Below are 19,718 nucleotides of genomic sequence, written 5' to 3'. Positions count from 1 at the left end.
GCGGTCAGCGGGCGAAGTGCATCGCGCTGGCGCGCGCGCCGGCCGGGATATCGCCGGGCGCGGGAAAGTGCGCCGGGTACAGCAGGTGCGCCAGCTCGCGCAACACCATGTCGCGCGCGATCGGACCGTGGGGCATCACGTACTGGTCGCCGACCCGCCAGGCGCGGCCGTTGTTCACCGCCTTCAGGCGCGGCCAGACCGGGTGGTCGACGAACGGCCCGTCGTCGCCCTTGAAGGAAATGATGACGTCGGGGTCGAGCGCGAGCAGGGCCTCCATGCCGATCGCGGCAGAGTCGGGCGAGCGCAGTTCCGGGGTCGGGCTGGCGCCTTGCAGGTTGACGGCGCCGAGCCGGCCGAGAAGGTGGGTGGTCAGGTGATGGTCGTAGAAGGCGAAGGGCACGTCCGCCCAGTGCCACAGGAACACCACGCTGACGCCGCCGGGCGCCTGCCTGGCGTAATCGTCCAGACGGGCCAGGAAGGCGGCGTTGAGCGCCTCGCCGCGTGCGCCTTCGCCCAGCGCCGTGGCCGCGCGCGCCACCGCGTGCAGCGAATCGTCCAGGGTGATCAGGTCGAAGGCCAGGAAGGCACCGATTTCCTCGAATTTCTTCTCGAACGGCTCGGTGTAGGTACGCAGGCCGATGATCAGGTCGGGCGCCAGCGTGGTCAGCACCTCCAGGTTCGTTTCATGCACCTCGCCCAGGTTGACCGTGCCGTGGGTCGCCTCGCCGAGAAAGGCGGACTGCTTGTTGTTGAGCGTGGACAGGCCATCCACCCTGCGTCCCAGTGCGCTGAGCAGGTCGGCGCCGAAGGTCGACACCGAGGCAACCGAGCGCGGCTGGCGGTCGATGCGTACCGCTTTGCCGCGGTCGTCGACGATGGTCAGGGGGTAGCTCTGCGCCTGCGCCGGGGCGGCGGTCAGGATGGCAAGGGCCAGGCAGGCGGCAAGGAAGGATGTGGACGGCGGCATCGGGTTCGCTCTTCGGGGAATCTGCGTTGCCGAGTATTCGATGCACACGCCTCCCGGCTCTACCCGAATCGGTATTTTTTCATCCGGCGCCGATCTCCGGATCGGGGTGGCAGCGGGGGCGCGTCGATCCCTACCCTCCACGCTTCTTGTCTCGCAGGGTGGATGAATGTGAACGTGGAAGCGGATCGGCCGGATGCCCGGTGCCTGCTGTTCGCGCTGACGAAGGGGCGGCGCGCGATGCTGGCGGGGGCGCTGGCGCTCACCGCGCTGGCCGTGCTGGCGGAGCTGGTGCCCTTCGTCCTGCTGTACCGCGCGCTCGAACGCCTGATCGAGGCACCGCAGACGCTGGCGGCGGCCCTGCCGGGCTGGGCCGCCTGGCTGGGCGGTGCGCTGCTGCTCAAGTACCTGGCCTATGGCCTGGCCTATCTGTTGAGCCATCATGCGGCCTATGCCATCCAGGCGGGCACGCGGCGGCAACTGGTGAGCCGTCTGGCGCGGGCGCCCTTGCCCTGGCTGCACGGGCAGGGTTCCGGCGCGCTGAAGCAGTCGGTGGTCCAGGATGTGGAGCGCCTGGAAGCCTTTCTGGCCCATCACACCGTGGAGGCGAGCGCCGCCGTGCTGGCGCCGCTGTGCGCGGCCGCCCTGCTGTTCTGGGTGGATGCCCGCCTGGCACTGGCCGTGCTGGCGGTCGGCCCGCTGGCGCTGCTGGGCGCGCTGGCCTTCCTGCCCGGTTCGCGCCGCGATCACGACCTGTTCAACCGCGCCACGGCGGCGCTGAACAACGCCACCGTCGAGTTTCTGCGCAACATGCCGGTGATGAAGGTGTTCTGTCCGGCCGGCACGGGCTTTCCGCTGCTGCGCGGGCGCCTGCACGACTACTACCGGCTGGCGGGGCGGATCACCCGGCGCACGGTGCCGGGCTGGGCGCTGTTCACCAGCCTGCTCGGCGCGCATCTGCTGCTGGTGCTGCCGGTCGGTGCCTGGCTGCATGTGCGCGGAGAGGTGGGCGCGGCGCAGGTCGCGTTCGCGGTGCTGCTGGGGGCCGGCGTGTTCCGCCCCCTGTTGAAGGTGAGCCGCTTTTTCATGGACGTGCCGGAGATCTTCGCCGGCCTGCGCCGCATGGCGCCGATCCTGGCCATCTCCCCGCCGCCGCGCCTGCCGGCAGGGCGGGTGGCGGCGCCGGTCGAAGTGCGTCTCGCGGAGGTCCGCTTCACCTACCCGTCGCGCCCGGTGCTGCGGGGCGTCAGCCTGTGCCTGCCGCCCGGCAGCTTCAACGTGCTGCTCGGCCCTTCCGGGGCGGGCAAATCGACCGTGGCGCGGCTGGTGGCCGGCGTGCTGGTTCCGCAGGCCGGAGAGGTTTCGCTCAATGGCGAGCCGGTCGCGGCGCTGGACGAAGGCGAGCGCGCCGGGCTGATCGCGCTGGCCACCCAGGAGGTGTTCCTGTTCAGCGGCTCGATACGCGACAACCTCTGCCTGGCCCGCCCGGACGCCAGCGCTGGCGCGTTGCGCAGAGCGCTGCGGGTGGCGCAGGCGGAAGCGCTGGTCGAGGGGCTGCCGCGCGGCTGGGACACCCCGGTGCGCGAACTGGGGACGCGCCTGTCCGGCGGGGAGCGCCAGCGCATCGCGGTCGCGCGCGCGTTGCTGGCCGGTACCCCGGTGCTGGTGCTCGACGAAGCCACGGCGTTCGCCGACAGCCTGACCCAGCGTGCCTTTTTCCGCGCCCTGCGCGCCGAATACCCCGAGCGCACCGTGCTGGCGGTGGCGCACCGGCTGCACGGCCTGGAGCGCGCGGACCGCATCTTCGTGCTCGAACAGGGCGTGGTGACGGCCAGTGGCGACCATGCGCGCTTGATGCGCGAAAGCGCGTACTACCGTTCCATGTGGCGCCTGGAGGCGCTCAACGAGCAATGGGCGCTGGCCTCCGGCGGGGAGGCCGCGCATGGCTGAGAGCGTGTCCGTGTGGCAAGGCATGCGGCGCATCGTCGCGCGCAGCGGTGCGGTGCCCGGCGCCTTCCTGTGGGGCCTGACCCTGCGTGTGCTGGAGCGCTGCACCGAACTCGGGCCCTATCTGCTCGCCTATCTGTGGCTGTGCCACGCGGCGGGCGCACCGTCCGCGCCCGGGCTGGCCTGGATCGCCGAACCACGCTGGCTGGCCGCGGCCTTGCTGGCGCTGTTCGTCCTGCAAGGCGTACTCGCCTTGTACGGGCAGCGACTGTGCTTCCTGGGCAGCTACCGCATCGTCGGCGCTTACCGCGAGCGCCTGCTCGACCGGGTGCGCCGCCTGCCGCTCGGCGTGCTGCGCGAACGCCGCATCGGCCACCTGAGCGATCTGCTGACCGATGACATCCAGCGCGTGGAATCGATCTTCACCCACGTGTCGGCGGATTTCGTCGCGGCCCTGGGCGTGTCGGCGGCCGCCATCCTGGTGCTGGCCGGCATCGACACGCGGCTGGCGCTCGCGCTGGCCGCCACGGGCCCGCTGGCGCTGCTCGTCCTGGCGGCCAGCCGCCGCTGGTTCGAGCGCGCCGGGCTGCGCAAGCACGCGCGCTACCGGGAAACCGCCGGCCTGCTGGTGGAGTTCATCGGCGGCCTGGCCACCTTGCGGCTGTTCCATCGCACGGCGGACTGGGTGGCGCGTCTGGATGGCGCATTCGCCGACCTGCGGCGCCTGAGCCTGGGCATCGAGAAGTGGGGCGGCGGGCCGGTGATGGCCTACCGTCTGACCCTCGAAACCGGCCTGGTGGTGCTGTTCCTGGCCGGCGGCTGGCTGGCCGCACCGATGGAGACGGCGCCGCTCGGCTGGCTCGCCTTCTTCCTGCTCGCCTACAAGTTCATCGGCCCTCTGCTGGAGGCGGCGGAGTATCTGGTGATGCTGCGCCACGCCTGCCAGAGCGAACTCAAGCTGGAGGAAATCTGGCAGACCGGGTTGCTGCCCGAACCCGCGCGGGGCGCGGTGCCCGATGGCGTGGCGGTGTGTTTCGAGCGGGTGTCCTTCGCCTACGGGGAGCAGCCGGTGTTGCGGGAAATCAGTTTCGCGCTACCCGAGGGCGGGGTGACCGCCATCGTCGGCCCGTCGGGGGCCGGCAAGAGCACCATCCTGCATCTGCTGGCGCGTTTCCACGATCCCGGCGCGGGCGCAGTGCGAATCGGCGGCCGGGACCTGCGCGAGATCGGCTCCGCCCGGCTGCACGATCTGCTCAGCATGGTCTTCCAGGACGTGCAGCTGTTCGACGGCAGCATCCTGGAGAACATCCGGGCGGGCCGTGAGCAGGCCAGCGATGCGGAAGTGTTCGCCGCCAGCCGGGCAGCGGACTGCCACGGGTTCATCGAAGGCCTGCCCGACGGCTATCGGACGCGGGTGGGCGAGGGCGGCCTGAGCCTGTCGGGAGGCGAGCGCCAGCGCATCTCGATCGCGTGCGCGTTGCTGAAGAACGCGCCCCTGCTGCTGCTGGACGAGGTGACCGCGGCGGTGGACCCGGCGTCGCAGTTCGCCATCCAGACGGCGCTGGGCAGGCTGGCCGCGCGCCGTACCGTGATCATGGTGGCCCACCGTCTGAGCACGGTGCGCAACGCGGACCGGATCCTCGTTCTGCGGGACGGGGAGGTGGTGGAAAGCGGAACCCATGCGCAGCTCTTGGAGCAGGGCGGTCTGTATGCGCGGATGTGGCATGCCCAGGATGCCACGGAAGCGGCGCGCGGCTGAAGGGCGGACTTGCCGGGGCGATCCAGTGGAGCCGGGTAATCGACTACAATGTTAGTGATTCTCATTACCTCTGTTGGGGCAAGGCATGGGGCCAGTTGTCGATGAGTCGTGCTCCGGGAAACCGGCGATTCCCGTGGTGGGTCAATCCGGGCATGCGGCCGTGATCCTGCAATCCGGACTACTGGTGTGCCACACCTCCGCCGAGGCGCTCGGTGCCATCGAGCGGCCCAGAACCTTTCCGGGAGACAGCGAGTTCGTTCACCTGAACTGCCAACTCGCCGGCGTGTTCGAGGGCCGCGTGGGCAAACGCGATCTGCTGTGCCAGCAGGGCAGTCTCACCGTCGGCTATTCCGCGGGTGAGAATTTCAGGATTCGCCACTGCCGCAGTTTCCGCAATGTATCCGTGATGGTCAGGCCCGAACTGCTGGGGGAGCTTGCGGGGGATCATCTGCATGAAGCGCTCGGCGCGGGGCTCGATCCGCATTTCTTCGTGCATTGTGCCAGCGCCTGCCGCAAGACCATCCGCTCGGCTGCGCAACTGGCCGGCTTGCTGGCCGATGCGTCCCGGCATCGTCTGTTGCTGCACGCCGCTGCGCTCGATTTCCTGTACTGGCATCTGGCGGCGTTTCGCCGCCGGGATGAGCGGAAGGCGCTCTCGCCGCGCGAATGCCGCCAACTGGAAGACGCCAGGGTATTGCTGCTGAGCGACCCCAGCGCACCGCCCACCATCGCGGAACTGGCCCGCGCGGTCGGCATGAATCAGTGCAAGCTGAAAACCGGCTTCAAGCAGGTGTATGGACGCAGCATCTATGCGTTGTTCCAGGATGCACGGATGAGCCGCGCGCGGGAATTGCTGCGTTCGCACAATGTGACCGAGACGGCCGTCCTCCTGGGGTATACGAACATCAGCCATTTCAGTTCGGCGTTCCAGAAGCGCTTCGGTTGCCTGCCGAGCCGGATCCGCCAGAGCACCTAGGGCGTGTTCCCACTATCCGCGGCGGATCGCGTGGATCTGTGTGGCTGGCTGGCAAGGCGCGCGAGGCGGTCAAGGGTGGTTCCCTTGACAACGAGCGCAACGCCGCCAGACGGCCACACAGATCCACCCGAAGGGCCACCGCCCAATCGGGCGCATCTCGGCGTTGCAGCTCCTTGCAAGGCTCCAGCCTCGCCGCGTCGCCGCGCCTTGATCTGCGCCCGGTTGGGCGGTGGCGCGACCGCCGGGGATAGTGGGAACACGCCCTAGTCAGTCTGTTGACGATCTTCATGAAAATCCGCGCAAGGGGCATGAACCGGTCCTCCGGCTTTTTTTGTGCGCGCGTGCGGCCCGCGCCTCCAGCCGTGTGCATTCTTGAATAGAATGCCCGCATCGCAGTTTTCAAATTTTCACGTTCGCCATGCAGGTCTCCGACACCCACTCCGCCCCGGTTGCATCCGCGCTGGCCTGGCTTGCCGAAGAGCCGGCGGACGATCCGGTGGTCGATCTCGCCGCCTTGCGCGCGCACTATGCCCAGGTGCGCGATCCGGGCGTGCCGGTCGCGGAATTCGAAGCCTGTCTGGACCAACTCGACGGCCGCGCGCTGGACATCTGCGGACGCTTCCGCGCGCGCCTGCTGAACATTCCGCTGCCGCTGCCGGCCGGCCCCCGCCAGGAAACCGAAGGGCTGATCGATGCCTTGCTCGATCTGTCTTCCGGTTTCGAGCGCGTGCTGGATGATGTGCGCGGGCGCTGGCTGCGTCTGCAGCGCGGAAGTATCGCCGGGCTGGGTGCGCGTGCGCTGCGCCTGCTGGGGGAGGCCCATCTGCTGGCGAGCATGATCGGTGCCGCGCCACCGGCCGGTTTCTGGCTGCGCGTGTATGCGCTGCTCGGCGGCGCCGAACGCACCGAACAGAGCGCCGGTGAGGGTGGCGCGGGCGCGCGTTCGGCGCTGGATGAATGCGGCCGGCTGTTCGCGCTCGCGGCGCTGCAGCCGGAAAGCCTGACCGGGCGCGAACTGGTCTGGGTGAGCGACTACCTGGAAGGCGGCGGAGAGTTCGGCGAGGTGGCGCGCGAACGGCTGGAGCCGGAGAGTGCGTTGTATTGGGCGCAGACCGGCAAGGATGCCGCGCCGGTGGCCCTGTCCCGGCGTTCGCCGGACGATGCGGCAGGGGTTTTCTTCTTCAATGCCTTCAGCCTTGCGGCGCGCGCGGCCGAGCGTCTCGAATGGCTGGAGCAGCGCATCACCCAGGCGGACGTGGTCGGCCTGGAGCGCGACGTCGAACTGCTGGAGCCGGACAGCTCCGGCCTGCCCGCCGGCCTCACGCCGGTGGAGGCCGCCTCGCTGCTGCGTCGCATGCACGAGCGCTGGTCGGTGCCGCCGCATCGTGAGACGGTGCGCCGCCAGCAGGAGTACACCGTGCAGGTGTGTGCCGGTCTGCGCGCCATCTGGGAGTTGTTCCGCCGCGGCGAGCAGCATGCGCGCATCGTCGAGTGGATGGTGTGCAACGAAAGCCCGGGAGGCTACGCGGTCATGAGCGTGTCGGGGGTTTCCGGGGTGCTGAGCGCCGGCATGGTGCTCGCGCTGCGTTCGGATGCCGGCACGCCGTGGTCGCTGTGCATCGTGCGCTGGATCCGCAGCGATGATGGCGAACAGGTCGAGCTCGGCCTGCAGATCATCGCGCATGGGGCTTCGGCGGCCTCGGTGGGCTTTCGCGGCGCCGAGGTGAAGTCCATGGTGCCGGCGCTGCTGCTGCCGCCGCTGGAAGGCGTGCGCCACCACCCGGCCATCGTGGTCAAGACGGGTTCCTACGCCTCGCGCCGCTTCGTGCTGGTCGATGACGCCGACAAGCTGTACGTCGGCCAGGGGCGGGTGGTCAGCCTCGACATGCAGACGGCCAACGTCGAACTGTTCCAGTACGAGATCGATCCCTACCCGATCTGAACCGGCGGCATCTCATCCAGCAGCTCTTTCAGCGACAGATCGGCCGCGCGTATGGCCTCGGCGATGCGTTGCGCCGCGCGCTGTGCGCCTTCGCCCTGCTGGGGGCCGGCCAGCCAGTCGCCGGGCGACAGCGCGAAGCGCGCCACCACGTCCGACAGGCGCAGGTGGGCGGGGTCGATGGCCAGCACCCACTCGGCGGTTTCCGTGCGTGCCACCCAGCCGCTTTCGCTCATCGCGCCGAGCACCGATTCCGCGCGGTCGTCGCTCAGGCCGGCGGCGTGGCGCAGACGCTCGAAGGGCGGCGGGCCGCCGCCGCGCTGAGCGCGCGCCAGTTCCACCAGCATGCCCAGCGCGCCGCGCGCGAGATCGCCGGGAAACACCGGGAGTGTGCGCTTGCGTTGCAGGAAGGCGGGCAGCGAGGCGGTGACCAGCGCGCCGAGCAGCACGATGACCCACGACAGGTACAGCCACACCAGGAAGATCGGCAGCGCCGCGAAGGCGCCGTACACCAGCGTATAGCTGGGGAAGCGCGCGATGAACATGCCGAAGGCGCGCTGCATCACCAGAAAGGCCACGGCCGCCGCGATGCCGCCGGCCAGTGCGTGCAGGGGGCGTACCGGGTGGTTGGGCACGGCGAAGTACAGATAGCTGAACAGGCCGCCCAGGGTGATCGGCGGCAGCAGGCGGGCAGCCAGTTCGCCCAGCCAGGGAGAATGGTCGACCAGTTCCATCGATGCGCTGACCAGATAGCCGGAGGCGAAGATGCTGCCGCCCAGCACCAGCGGCCCGACGGTCAGCGCGAACCAGTACACGGCGATGCGGAACAGCAGCGGGCGGGGCTGGCGTACGCCCCAGATCTGGTTGAACACGCGTTCGATGGTGGACAGCAACAGCAGCGCGGTGACCACCAGGATGGCGGTGCCGATCAGCGTCAGCCCGGCGGCCTTTTCCGAGAACTGCAGGGCGTATTTGGTGATGATCTGCCCGGCGCGTTCGGGCAGCAGGTTTTCCAGCAGAAAGGTCTTCAGCGAGACGCCCAGGTCGGTGAACCCGGGGAAGTTGCTGAACAGCGCGATGGCCACGGTGATCAGCGGCACCAGCGCCAGCATCGTGGTGAACGCCAGGCTGCCGGCGACCTGCGGGCAGCGCGTGGCGTTGAAGCGGCTGAAGAGCAGGAGCAGGAAGTCGCGCGCGGAGAGTGCGCGCGCGGAGAGCGGCAGATTCATCGGCGGGAGTTGGGGGCGGGTGGTGCCGGAGCGGTGGGTATAATGCGCCCATTCTAGCCAGTCGCACCGTGCCTCGCGAATCCGCGCGGGTGTCCGCGACGGTTTCTGACGGTTTGCGATGAAAGAGATCCTGGTTCTGTATTACAGCCATCGCGGTTCGGTGCGCGCGCTCGCCGAGCAGATCGCCGCCGGCATCCACCAGGTGCCCGGCATGGCCGCGCGGGTGCGTACCGTGCCGCGCGTCTCCACGATGTGCGAGGCGGTGGAGGGCGAAATCCCCGCCGACGGTCCGCCCTACGCCGAGGAGCGCGACCTGCGCGAATGCGTGGGGCTGGCGCTGGGCAGCCCGACCCGCTTCGGCAACATGGCGGCGCCGATGAAGTACTTTCTCGATGGTCTGGCCGGCGCCTGGGCGAACGGCGTGCTGGCCGGCAAGCCCGCCTGCGTGTTCACCTCCACGGCCAGCCTGCATGGCGGACAGGAGAGCACGCTGCTGTCGATGATGCTGCCGCTGCTGCACCACGGCATGCTGATCGTCGGCCTGCCCTATACGGAATCTGCGCTGTCCTCCACGCGCAGCGGCGGCACGCCCTACGGCGCCACCCACGTGGCCGGCACCGATGGCCAGCCGGTGCTAAGTGAGGAAGAGGCCGCGCTGGCGCGCGCGCAGGGCCGCCGATTGGCGGAATGTGCATTGAAGCTGGCGGTGGGGCGATGAATCCGCTGCATTTCCAGCGTGCAGCCAGCGCCAGTCTGCTGGCGCTGATCGTGCTGTGCGTATTGTGGGAAGGCTGGCTGGCGCCGATCCGTCCGGGGGGCTCGTGGCTCACCCTGAAGGCGCTGCCGCTGCTCGCCCCGCTGTTCGGCATCCTGCGCGGCAAGCGCTATACCTACCAATGGACCTCGATGCTGTCCCTGCTGTACGTCGCCGAGGGCGTGCTGCGCATCGGCGATCCGGGGCTGATGGGCGTCTTCGCCGCGCTGGAGCTGGCCCTGTCCATGGTGCTGTTCTTTGCCACCATGTTCTACGCGCGCTTCACCGCGCCTTCGCGCAGCCGGCCCGACGGCGAGTGAGGGCGACCGCCGGCCGCGGCCGGCGGTCTGGCGGCATCAGACCTGCGGATTGAGCCGCTCGGCGTTGCCGTGCAGCTTGTTCAGCGCGTTGAGGTAAGCCTTGGCCGAGGCGACGATGATGTCGGTGTCGGCACCCTGGCCATTGACCACGCGGCCGTCCCTGGACAGGCGCACGGTGACCTCGCCCTGCGCGTCGGTGCCCGTGGTGATCGCATTCACCGAGTACAGCAGCAGTTCGCCGCCGCTGCGCGCCACCGTTTCAATGGCCTTGAAGGCGGCATCCACCGGCCCCGAACCCTCGGCGCGTGCCTGGGTTTCCTGCCCGCCGACGGACAGGGTCAGTTCGGCCTGCGGGGTCTCGCCGGTTTCCGAATGGAAGCGCGTGGCCACCAGGCGGAAGTGTTCCAGCGCCGGGGTGATGGCCTCGTCGCTCATCAGCGCCTGCAGATCCTCGTCGAAGATCTCGTGCTTCTTGTCGGCGAGTTCCTTGAAGCGCGCGAAGGCGTGGTTGAGGTGCTCCTCGGACTCCACCACGACGCCCAGTTCCTGCAGGCGCGAGCGGAAGGCGTTGCGCCCGGAATGCTTGCCCAGCACCAGCTTGTTGGCCACCCAGCCGACGTCCTCGGCGCGCATGATCTCGTAGGTTTCGCGGTGCTTGAGCACCCCGTCCTGGTGGATGCCGGATTCGTGCGCGAAGGCGTTGGCGCCGACGATGGCCTTGTTGGGCTGCACCGGGAAGCCGGTGATGCCGGAGACCAGCTTGGAGGCCGGCACGATCTGCGTGGTGTCGATGCCGGTGTCGCAACCGAACACGTCGCGCCGCGTGCGCACGGCCATCACCACTTCCTCCAGCGAAGCGTTGCCGGCGCGTTCGCCCAGGCCGTTGACGGTGCATTCCACCTGGCGCGCGCCGGCGCGCACGGCGGCCAGCGAGTTGGCCACGGCGAGGCCGAGGTCGTTGTGGCAATGCACCGACCACACCACCTTGTCGGCGTTGGGCACGCGTTCGATCAGCGCGGCGATGGTGTCGGCGAACTGCTCGGGCACGTTGTAGCCCACGGTGTCCGGCACGTTGATGGTGGTCGCCCCGGCGCCGATGACGGCCTCGAAGATGCGACAGAGGAAATCCAGTTCGGAGCGCCCGGCGTCTTCGGCGGAGAACTCGACGTCGTCGGTGTATTCCTTGGCCCAGCCGATCGCCTTGACCGCCTGTTCGACCACCTGGTCGGGCGTCATGCGCAGCTTCTTCTCCATGTGGATCGGGCTGGTGGCGATGAAGGTGTGGATGCGGCCGCGCGCGGCCGGTCGGATGGCTTCACCGGCGCGGCGGATGTCGTTCTCGTTGGCGCGCGCCAGCGAACAGACGGTGGACTCCTTGATCGCCTCGGCAATCGCGCGCACCGATTCGAAATCGCCGTTGGAAGCAGCGGCGAAACCGGCCTCGATGACATCCACCCGCATGCGTTCGAGCTGGCGGGCGATGCGCAGCTTCTCGTCGCGGGTCATCGAAGCGCCGGGGCTCTGTTCGCCGTCGCGCAAGGTGGTATCGAAAATGATCAGCTTGTCGTTCATGTTCGGCTCCAGCAAAAGGGTTCTACGCGGTGCGGATACGCCGGGACGCCCGCGCGCTCTGGCGGGCGGAGGCGATCATCGGGGGAAGGGGGGATGTGTGGTCAGCGCGCGGGGCGCAGCAGCGGGCCGGGCAGCGGCAGGCCCGCCGGGAGACGGCGAAGCGACGAAAGGGGGAGGTCGCGCCGGGCATTCATCATGGGACGACTATAAACCGGCGCTCCGCGCCCATGCAAGCGCCGGCGGCGGCTCAGGGGGCGCTCAGGGGGCGCTCAGGGGACGGGGGGGGGAGGGGGCGGCGCGGCTTCGGCGCGCCGCTTGCGGCGGTTCACCCAGCGCCAGACGTAGATCACGTAACCGGAGACCGCATAGGCAAGGAACAGGGCGAACAGCACACCCGGCGGATAGCTCGACACCAGCGCGAAGGCCAGCACCAGCGCGATCAGCACGATGAAGGGCACGCTCTTGCGCAGGTTGATGTCCTTGCCGCTCCAGAACAGCACGTTGCTGACCATGGAGATGCCGGCGAAGATGGTCAGCAGGCAGGCGAACCAGCTGACGTCGCCGCCGGTCATGTCGTTGTCGATGACCACCCACACCAGCCCGGCCACCAGCGCGGCCGCGGCCGGGCTGGGCAGGCCCTGGAAGTAGCGCTTGTCGACCACGTCGATGTTGGTGTTGAAGCGCGCCAGGCGCAGCGCGGCGCCGGCGCAGTAGATGAAGGCGGCGATCCAGCCCAGCTTGCCGAGGTCCTGCAGCGCCCATTCGTACATCACCAGCGCAGGGGCGGCGCCGAAGGACACCATGTCGGACAGCGAGTCGTACTCGGCGCCGAAGGCGCTCTGGGTGTGGGTGAGGCGGGCCACGCGGCCGTCCAGCCCGTCGAATACCATGGCCACGAAGATGGCCACGGCAGCGTATTCGTAGCGCCCGTTCATGGCCTGCACGATGGCGTAGAAGCCGGAGAACAGCGCGGCGGTGGTGAACAGGTTGGGCAGGATGTAGATGCCGCGGCGGCGCTTTTCGATCGGGATCAGGGTCATCGGTGCAGTGGGTCCGCCAGGAGCGCGGCCGCGCGGGCCGCAGGGGTTCGATGCGGGATTCTACCGCAAGCGCGGCCCGTCGGCCGTTGGGAAACATCCTGGCCCATTCGTGCGATGGCCCTGGGCCACGGCTGGTGCCGTGCGCAATATAAAACTCAATGGCATATAATCCCGTTATGCATCGGGATTGTGTAATGCCGTCCAGCCACGACCAGAACTTCAAGAACCTGATCCTCGACTACCCGCGCCAGGCGCTGGCCTTCTTCGCGCCGGGCGAGGCGCGGGAGATCGACGACACGGTACGCATCACCCCGATCCGCCAGGAACAGTTGAAGGATCGTTTGGGCGACCGCTTCCACGAACTGGACGTGCCGCTGCTGGTGGAATGGCCCGATGGCCGCCGCGAGGCCCTGCTGTTCATCGTCGAGGAAGAAAGCGACCCCGGGCGTTTCTCCATCCACCGCCTCGGCCACTACTGCCTCGACCTGGCCGAACTGTGCAAGACCGACCGCGTCGTGCCGGTGGTGATCTTCCTGCGCGGCAGCCGGCGTATCTGCGAGCGGCTGGAACTGGGCAGCGAGCGTTTTTCCTTCCTCACGTTCAGCTACCTGTTCCGCGTCCTCGACGACCTGCCGGCCGAGGACTACCGGGACAGCGACAACATCGTCGCGCGGCTCAACCTGCCCAACATGGCCTACCCGCGCGAGCGCATCGTCGACGTCTTCGCCTGGGCGATGCGGGGCTTGCTGGAACTGGAACCGGACCAGGAAAAGTGCCTCAAATACATGGACTTCATCGACATCTACAGCGACCTTGACGATAATGAACGGCAGCTTTTCGCGGAACGATATCCGCAGGAGGACCAAGCCATGATGACCTGGAGCGAACGCATGCGCAGCGAAGGCATGCAGAAGGGTATGCAGAAAGGCATGCAACTGGGCAAGCAGGAGGGGCTGGAAGAAGGCGTTCGGCTTGGTCGCCAGGAGGGTTTGCAGGCCTTGCAAGCCGTACTCACCCGTCAGCTCACCCGCCGTTTCGGCCCGCTCGACGCGGCAACCGCCGAGCGCCTGCAACAAGCCGCGCCAGCCGACCTGGAGCACTGGGCCGACAACATCCTTGATGCGCGCACGCTGGAGGAAGTGTTCGGTTCGCAGTGAACCCTGAAAGGCAAAGGTGAACAGAAACGGCACCCGGTTGTGGGTGCCGTTTCTGTTTGCTGACGACCTCCTGTTTTCAGCTATTCCGCGCTCCGGGGCAGAAAACCGTGGTCTGTCCCCTTTTGCCTTCTGGAGAGTGCCGTTGTTGCAGTGGTCCGGGGAGGGGGGCAGTCGTGCATCCCCGGAGCGCCAAGCGATTACCAGTAATAGTTGAACTGGACTGAAGTTTCGCGTTCGCTGCCGCGGAATGCGTTGGTGAAGTACTTTTTGTCGAACACGTTCGTGACATTGAGCGCGATACGGTACTCCGTTGTTTCATAGGCAATAGCTAGGTCAGCCAGTGTGAACGCCTTGTCGTAGGGGGCCGAGCAGCCAAAACCAGCGGGGGTCTTGCCCTTGTAACGGGCGCCTCCAGCGAACTGCCAGCCCGCGAGGGCTGCGGGGCGATAGTCGAGCCAGATGCTGGCGGTTTCCTTGGGTACCTGATTGGACTGGCAGCCTACCCGGTTTGCCACGTTGCTGCGTGTGACGCGCGGGTTCTGGTAGGTGTAGGCCCCCTTGATGCCGAGGTCGCGCATCAGCACGATGTAGCCCTCCAATTCGATGCCAGTAGAGCGTTCTTCTCCGGTCTGCACGCTGAAGCCGGGGTGGGCCAGATCCGTGGTGGTGGTGTTGGTCTGGGTCAGATCGAACAGTGATACTGTGACGAAACCTTCCTGGCCGGGCGGCTGGTACTTCACGCCGGCTTCGTACTGGGTCCCTTCGGTCGGCTCGAAGGCGCTGCCATCGAACTTCAGTCCGGTGATCGGATTGAAGGAGGTGGCGTAGCTGGCATAGGGTGCGATGCCGTTGTCGAACAGGTAGAGCAGGCCCAGGCTGCCGGTCGTGGCGCTGTCGCGCGTTTTAGGTTGCGTGGTGCTTTCGCGGGTGCTGCGTGCCACGTCATATCGCAGGCTGGCATTGGCCACCCAGCGATTCCATTTGAACTGGTTGGTCGTGTAGATGCCTGTCTGGGCGAGTGTCGAGCGGGTTGGGTTCAGTGCCGGCAACGGAATTTCGTAGCCGTACACCGGTGCGTAGATGTCCAGGTCGGGAGCGGTACCGAACCCGACGGCGCCGCGCTGGCGGTATTTCAGGTAATCCAGGCCGAGGGAAAAGGCGTGGGAGACACCGCCCCAGGAAAAGTCCCGTGCCAGGCGGCTATCCACGGCCAGATTGTTGGCTTCCGTCTGTTGGGCAAGGCTGCCTCGGTTTGCCGTTCGCCCGTCGGCCAGCAGGTTGTACGCGTACACGTGCCGGTAATCGATGTCGATCTCGGCATAGCGCAGGTTCTGGGTGAAATTCCAGCCACTGTCGGTGGCGTGTTCGAAGGAATAGCCAAAGGACCGGATATCCCGGTCGAAACGTTCGAAGGAAGGTTCTCCGGCATTCCGGCTGGTCGGCAAACCGGCGCTTTGGGGAAAGGTATACGCATTGGGCCACCAAGCTTTCGGTGTACCTCGTTCACGCGAATAGTTGCCCAGCAACGTCAGTTTGGTGGCAGCGGAAATGTTCCACAGCAGCGAGGGCGCTACCGAGAGCAGATCATCGCGCGAATGGTCCAGGCGTGTTTCGCCATCCCGTCCCGTCGCGGCGAGCCGGAACAGCACGCGTTGGTCTTCATCCAGCGCGCTGCCCACGTCGGCACTGAGCTGGCGTCGGTTGTAGCTGCCCAGTTGCAGGCCGACACTGTTCACATGATCGGCGGTGGGGCGTTTGGTGTTGACGTTGACGATGCCGCCCGGGCGTGAATGGCCGTACAGGACGGAGGCGGGGCCTTTCAGGATTTCAATGCTTTCGATGGTGTCGATTGCATCGTCCCAGGAGGCGTAGGTACCCACGGCGGGCTGCAGCAGGCCGTCCTTGTAATAGGCGCTGCCGTTGCTGAAGCCGCGAATGGTGGCGCCGCCGGACATGCGCGAATCCTGGGCGCCCGAGGTTTCGGTCACGACGCCAGCGGTATAGGACAGCGCCTGCTCGATGTTCTTCGGTGCCTGTGTCTTGATCTGTTCCCGGGTGACAATGGAGATCGAACGCGGTGTTTCGATCAGCGGGGTGCTGGATTTCAACGTGCTGCTGGTTTTGGGAAGGTATCCGGCCAAGCTGCTGCGGTTTGTCGCTGCTGTGCTGGCCGTCACCGTTACCGGTGCCAGCGTTGCCTCCCCCGCCGCCTTTGGCAGCGTCGCCAGCGTATAGCCGCCATTGTCTTCGGCATCGCCTGCAAGCCATGCCGGGAAAGCAGCCGGGCGAAGCCTTCGGCAACGCCATAGCGGCCTTTCAGCCCTTCACTTTGCAGCCCCTGGGTGAGCGCGCCGTCTGCGGAGAGGTGGACGCCGGCCTGTGCGGCGTAGGCGCCGAGCACGGCGCTGAGGCGGCCGGGCGGAATGTCGATGCTGTGCGTCTGCGCTTCCTGGCTGGCCTGGGCCGGCTGGGCGAAGGCTGCGCCAGCCGACAGCGTGGGCAGGAGGGCGGCGCAGGCCAGATGGAGGGCAAGCCGGGTCAGTGGGGGAGCGGGCCGTCTCGTGGCGGCCATGAGGATGGGGCGGGAAAGGGGCGGATTGGGCATGCCGGTTCCTTTTGCACGGTGGGTGGAAAGAGAATCTTTTCCATCTGCCGGGCGAGATCGAAAATCCGGAACCGAGGAACAAAAAAATTTTTGGTGCGGCTCAGCGCGCTTCCAGCGTGACCCACCAGGGCAGGGTTCTGCGGATGCGCAGGGGCAGCGCGGTGGCGAGCAGTTCCAGCGCGCGATCGGTGTCGTGCAGCGGGTAGGCGCCGACGACCTTGAGGTGGGCGACTGCGGGGGCGCAGCCGAGGTGGCCGCGGCGGTAGCGGCCGAGTTCGGCGAGGAATTCGGCGAGCGGCATTTCGTCGGCGATGAGCAGGCCATCCTGCCATTGCGGCTGGGGCTGGACGAGGGGCTGGAGCGGGCCGGAGGCGTCGCGGGTGAAGCTGGCCTGCTGCCCGGCGGCAACGCGCTGGGTGGCAGCGCCGGTCGCGGCGGGCTGGATTTCCACCGTGCCTTCGAAGACCGACAGGTGGATGTGCCCGTCGTTGTGCCGCACGGAGAACCAGGTGCCCAGGGCGAGCAGGCGGCCGTGGGGGGTGTCCACCACCAGCGGGCGGCGGGCGGTGTCCGGCGCGGTGCGCACGAGCAGGGCGCCGCCGTGCAGGATGATGCGGCGCAGTTGCCCGTCGTAGCGCACGTCTGCGGCGCTGTCGGTGTCCAGCCACAGGTGGCTGCCGTCGGCGAGCGTTTCGCTGAATTGCTCGCCGATGCCGGTGCGGTAGTCGGCGCGCCATGCGGCCAGCGTGTGGCGCACCGGGGGCAGGCCGTGGATCAGCTTGCCGCCGAGCAGCAGGGCGAGGATTGCCCCCAGTGTGCCAAGGGTGCGACGCCGCATCCTGACCGTCTTGGTGGCGGTCTGGAGCGCGCTGGCGGCGGTGTGCTGGTCCATCGCCGTGCCCAGGGTGTCAACGCGCTGGTTGATGCTTTCCACCCTGGCCCAGGCATTGCGGTGCTCGGCCCGGGCGTCGAGCCAGCTTTGCCAGTGCTGGCGCTGTTGCTCGGTGGCGGTGCCGGAGGAAAGCACGGCGAACCATTCGGCGGCCTGTTGCAGGCTGGCGTAGTCGGGCCGGGCGCTGGCTGGATCGAGTGTGTTCATGCGCCCCGCGCGCCGGCAGGTTCTTCCAGGGCGATGCAGTGGAGCATGGCCTGGGCCATGTATTTGGTGACCATGCGTTCGCTGATTTCGAGGCGTTTGGCGATTTCGGCGTAGCCCAGTCCTTCGATGCGGGCGAGGATGAAGGCGGTGCGCGGCTTGTCCGGCAGGGCGTCGATCATGGCGCAGATGTCGTACAGGGTTTCGAGCACGATGGCGCAGTGCTCGGCCGAGGGAGCGACGTCCGGCGGTGCGCTGATCAGGGCTTCGGCCCAGGCGCGCTCGATGTCGATGCGCCGCCAGTGGTCGATGACGACGCAGTTGGCGATGCGATTGAGGAAGGCGCGCGGCTCGCGGATGGCCTGCAGCGAGTGCAGGGACTGGGCCATCAGGCGCACGAATACGTCCTGGGTCAGATCGGCGGCCTGCTCGGCGTTGCCCAGTTTGCCGCCCAACCGGGCCCGCAGCCAGCCATGGTGGTCGGCATACAGGCCGTGAATGACGTGCTGGCGCGAGGCGTCTGTGTCGGCCATGGCTGCTGTGGTCGGTCTGGATGATAACGATTGCTAATTCTATATCTTGATCCGGGCCGCAGCCATGTCTGTGATGCCCCCGCTGTTTGCGGAGTCCGGGTTTGCCGGGCGAAAAAAAACCGCGCAGGGCGGATGCCCGTGCGCGGCCTTGGTACGCCGGCAGAAGGATCAGTTCTTCGACTGGTCCACCAGCTTGTTCTTGCTGATCCACGGCATCATGCCGCGCAGCTGCTCGCCGACCTGCTCGATCGGGTGCTCGGCGGTGAGGCGGCGGCGGGCGGTCATGCTGGGGTAGCCGGTGCGGCCTTCCAGGATGAACATCTTGGCGTATTCGCCGGTCTGGATGCGCTTCAGGGCTTCGCGCATGGCGTAGCGCGATTCCTCGTTGATGACCTCGGGGCCGGTGACGTACTCGCCGTACTCCGCGTTGTTGGAGATGGAGTAGTTCATGTTGGCGATGCCGCCTTCGTACATCAGGTCGACGATCAGCTTGAGTTCGTGCAGGCACTCGAAGTAGGCCATCTCGGGCGCGTAGCCGGCTTCCACCAGGGTTTCGAAGCCCATCTTGACCAGTTCCACGGCGCCGCCGCACAGCACGGCCTGTTCGCCGAACAGGTCGGTTTCGGTTTCTTCGCGGAAGTTGGTCTCGATCACGCCGCCCTTGGTGCCGCCGTTGGCCGCCGCGTAGGACAGGGCGATGTCACGTGCCTTGCCGGACTTGTCCTGGTGGATGGCGATCAGGCTGGGCACGCCGCCGCCCTTCAGGTACTCGGAGCGCACGGTGTGGCCGGGGCCCTTGGGGGCGATCATGATCACGTCCAGGTCGGCGCGCGGCACCACCTGGTTGTAATGCACGTTGAAGCCGTGGGCGAAGGCCAGCGCGGCGCCCTTCTTGATGTTGGGTTCGACTTCTTCCTTGTACACCTGCGGGATGTTCTCGTCCGGCAGCAGGATCATCACGACGTCGGCGCCCTTGACCGCCTTGGCGATCTCTTCGACCTTCAGGCCGGCCGCTTCGGCCTTCTTCCACGAAGCGCCGTCCTTGCGCAGGCCCACGGTGACCTTGACGCCGGAGTCCTTCAGGTTCTGCGCGTGCGCGTGGCCCTGCGAGCCGTAGCCGACGATGGTGACCTTCTTGCCCTTGATGAGGGAGAGGTCGGCGTCCTTGTCGTAATAGACTTTCATGGTTTTCCTTTCGGGGTTTCGGTAACGAATGGGTCTCCGGGGCTCGCGGGTGGGGCGTGGCGAGGACTCGTGGTCGGACCGGCGGCGGCAATGATAACGGCGCATCCGCCCGGCGCGAAAGCCCGGAGGAGGGTCAGAGCTTGAGAATGCGGTCGCCGCGGCCGATCCCGCAGATGCCGGAGCGCACGGTTTCGAGGATCAGGGCAGGGTCGAGCGCGTCGAGGAAGGCGTCGAGCTTGGCCTGGTTGCCGGTCAGTTCGATCACATAGGAGACGTCGGTGACGTCGATGATGCGTGCACGGAAGATGTCCGCGGTGCGCTTGATTTCCTCGCGGTCCTTGCCGGTGGCGCGCACCTTGGCGAGCAGCAGTTCGCGCTCGATGTGGGCGGCCTCGGAGATGTCTACCACCTTGACCACTTCGACCAGCTTGTTCAGCTGCTTGGTGATCTGCTCGATGATCTCGTCCGAGCCGGTGGTGACGATGGTCATGCGCGACATCGAGGCGTCCTCGGTGGGCGCCACGGTGAGCGATTCGATGTTGTAGCCGCGCGCGGAGAACAGCCCGGAGACGCGCGACAGCGCGCCGGACTCGTTTTCGATCAGCAGGGAGATGACGTGACGCATGGTGTGCTGTGTCCTGG

Annotated in this window: 17 protein-coding genes; 7 read left to right on the top strand and 10 right to left on the bottom strand. The window is 67.5% G+C overall.

The annotated features are described in order from the left end of the window. Positions 1 to 4: 4 nt before the first annotated feature. The gene (locus E6C76_RS20755) at positions 5 to 967 is read right to left on the bottom strand and encodes an ABC transporter substrate-binding protein (protein ID WP_136350172.1); all 963 of its coding nucleotides are present in this window, start codon (positions 965 to 967) and stop codon (positions 5 to 7) included. Between the two features lie 162 nt (positions 968 to 1,129). Here E6C76_RS20755 and E6C76_RS20750 point away from each other — a divergent pair, with 162 nt between their 5' ends. From E6C76_RS20750 to E6C76_RS20735, 4 genes are all read left to right on the top strand, one after another. Next, on the top strand, positions 1,130 to 2,914 hold the full coding sequence (locus E6C76_RS20750; RefSeq protein ID WP_136350171.1) for an ABC transporter ATP-binding protein: 1,785 nt from the start codon (positions 1,130 to 1,132) through the stop codon (positions 2,912 to 2,914). After that, entirely contained in the window at positions 2,907 to 4,670 is a 1,764-nt protein-coding gene (locus tag E6C76_RS20745; RefSeq protein WP_168734400.1) for an ABC transporter ATP-binding protein, read from the top strand. Before E6C76_RS20750 ends, E6C76_RS20745 begins: the two co-directional genes overlap by 8 nt. Before the next feature lie 160 nt (positions 4,671 to 4,830). Continuing rightward, complete coding sequence (locus tag E6C76_RS20740; protein ID WP_211090303.1) at positions 4,831 to 5,646, top strand: helix-turn-helix transcriptional regulator; 816 nt, start codon at positions 4,831 to 4,833, stop codon at positions 5,644 to 5,646. Between the two features lie 418 nt (positions 5,647 to 6,064). Then, positions 6,065 to 7,588, top strand: coding sequence for a hypothetical protein (locus E6C76_RS20735; RefSeq protein ID WP_136350169.1), 1,524 nt, complete (start codon positions 6,065 to 6,067; stop codon positions 7,586 to 7,588). Here E6C76_RS20735 and E6C76_RS20730 read toward each other — a convergent pair. Then, positions 7,576 to 8,814, bottom strand: a complete 1,239-nt coding sequence (locus E6C76_RS20730; RefSeq protein WP_136350168.1) for a YihY family inner membrane protein — start codon at positions 8,812 to 8,814, stop codon at positions 7,576 to 7,578. The genes E6C76_RS20735 and E6C76_RS20730 overlap by 13 nt on opposite strands. Positions 8,815 to 8,932: 118 nt before the next feature. Between E6C76_RS20730 and wrbA the strand changes: the two genes are divergently transcribed. After that, positions 8,933 to 9,532, top strand: a complete 600-nt coding sequence (gene wrbA, locus E6C76_RS20725) for an NAD(P)H:quinone oxidoreductase (RefSeq protein WP_136350167.1) — start codon at positions 8,933 to 8,935, stop codon at positions 9,530 to 9,532. Next, positions 9,529 to 9,888, top strand: coding sequence for a DUF2069 domain-containing protein (locus E6C76_RS20720; RefSeq protein WP_136350166.1), 360 nt, complete (start codon positions 9,529 to 9,531; stop codon positions 9,886 to 9,888). The genes wrbA and E6C76_RS20720 overlap by 4 nt, the downstream gene beginning before the upstream one ends. Before the next feature lie 36 nt (positions 9,889 to 9,924). On the opposite strand, the gene E6C76_RS20715 is transcribed toward E6C76_RS20720, so the two are convergent. Further along, a complete protein-coding gene (locus E6C76_RS20715) occupies positions 9,925 to 11,460 on the bottom strand; it encodes a 2-isopropylmalate synthase (protein WP_136350165.1) in 1,536 nt (511 codons plus the stop codon). 269 nt (positions 11,461 to 11,729) lie between these two features. Then, entirely contained in the window at positions 11,730 to 12,500 is a 771-nt protein-coding gene (pssA, locus tag E6C76_RS20710; RefSeq protein ID WP_136350164.1) for a CDP-diacylglycerol--serine O-phosphatidyltransferase, read from the bottom strand. A gap of 194 nt (positions 12,501 to 12,694) precedes the next feature. On the opposite strand from pssA, the gene E6C76_RS20705 reads away from it, so the two are divergent. Continuing rightward, positions 12,695 to 13,657, top strand: a complete 963-nt coding sequence (locus E6C76_RS20705) for a DUF4351 domain-containing protein (RefSeq protein WP_168734399.1) — start codon at positions 12,695 to 12,697, stop codon at positions 13,655 to 13,657. A 197-nt stretch (positions 13,658 to 13,854) separates the two neighbouring features. Here E6C76_RS20705 and E6C76_RS20700 read toward each other — a convergent pair whose 3' ends face one another. From E6C76_RS20700 to ilvN, 6 genes are all read right to left on the bottom strand, one after another. After that, positions 13,855 to 15,765, bottom strand: a complete 1,911-nt coding sequence (locus E6C76_RS20700; protein WP_211090302.1) for a TonB-dependent siderophore receptor — start codon at positions 15,763 to 15,765, stop codon at positions 13,855 to 13,857. A gap of 71 nt (positions 15,766 to 15,836) precedes the next feature. Beyond that, positions 15,837 to 16,262 carry an STN domain-containing protein gene (locus E6C76_RS20695; RefSeq protein ID WP_136350161.1) on the bottom strand — a complete coding sequence of 142 codons (426 nt, stop codon included), beginning with the start codon at positions 16,260 to 16,262 and terminating at the stop codon, positions 15,837 to 15,839. A 100-nt stretch (positions 16,263 to 16,362) separates the two neighbouring features. Further along, the gene (locus E6C76_RS20690; RefSeq protein ID WP_136350160.1) at positions 16,363 to 17,361 is read right to left on the bottom strand and encodes a FecR domain-containing protein; all 999 of its coding nucleotides are present in this window, start codon (positions 17,359 to 17,361) and stop codon (positions 16,363 to 16,365) included. Continuing rightward, entirely contained in the window at positions 17,358 to 17,891 is a 534-nt protein-coding gene (locus tag E6C76_RS20685) for a sigma-70 family RNA polymerase sigma factor (RefSeq protein WP_136350159.1), read from the bottom strand. The genes E6C76_RS20690 and E6C76_RS20685 overlap by 4 nt, the downstream gene beginning before the upstream one ends. Before the next feature lie 168 nt (positions 17,892 to 18,059). Further along, complete coding sequence (gene ilvC / locus E6C76_RS20680; protein WP_136350158.1) at positions 18,060 to 19,076, bottom strand: ketol-acid reductoisomerase; 1,017 nt, start codon at positions 19,074 to 19,076, stop codon at positions 18,060 to 18,062. Positions 19,077 to 19,209: 133 nt separating this feature from the next. Further along, on the bottom strand, positions 19,210 to 19,701 hold the full coding sequence (ilvN, locus tag E6C76_RS20675; RefSeq protein ID WP_136350157.1) for an acetolactate synthase small subunit: 492 nt from the start codon (positions 19,699 to 19,701) through the stop codon (positions 19,210 to 19,212). Positions 19,702 to 19,718: the final 17 nt, after the last annotated feature.

Origin of the sequence: Pseudothauera nasutitermitis (assembly GCF_004801295.1) — a bacterium.
GTDB lineage: Bacteria > Pseudomonadota > Gammaproteobacteria > Burkholderiales > Rhodocyclaceae > Pseudothauera > Pseudothauera nasutitermitis.
The sequence above is the reverse complement of the archived record's forward strand: the minus strand, read 5'-3'. Positions and strand labels throughout refer to the sequence as shown.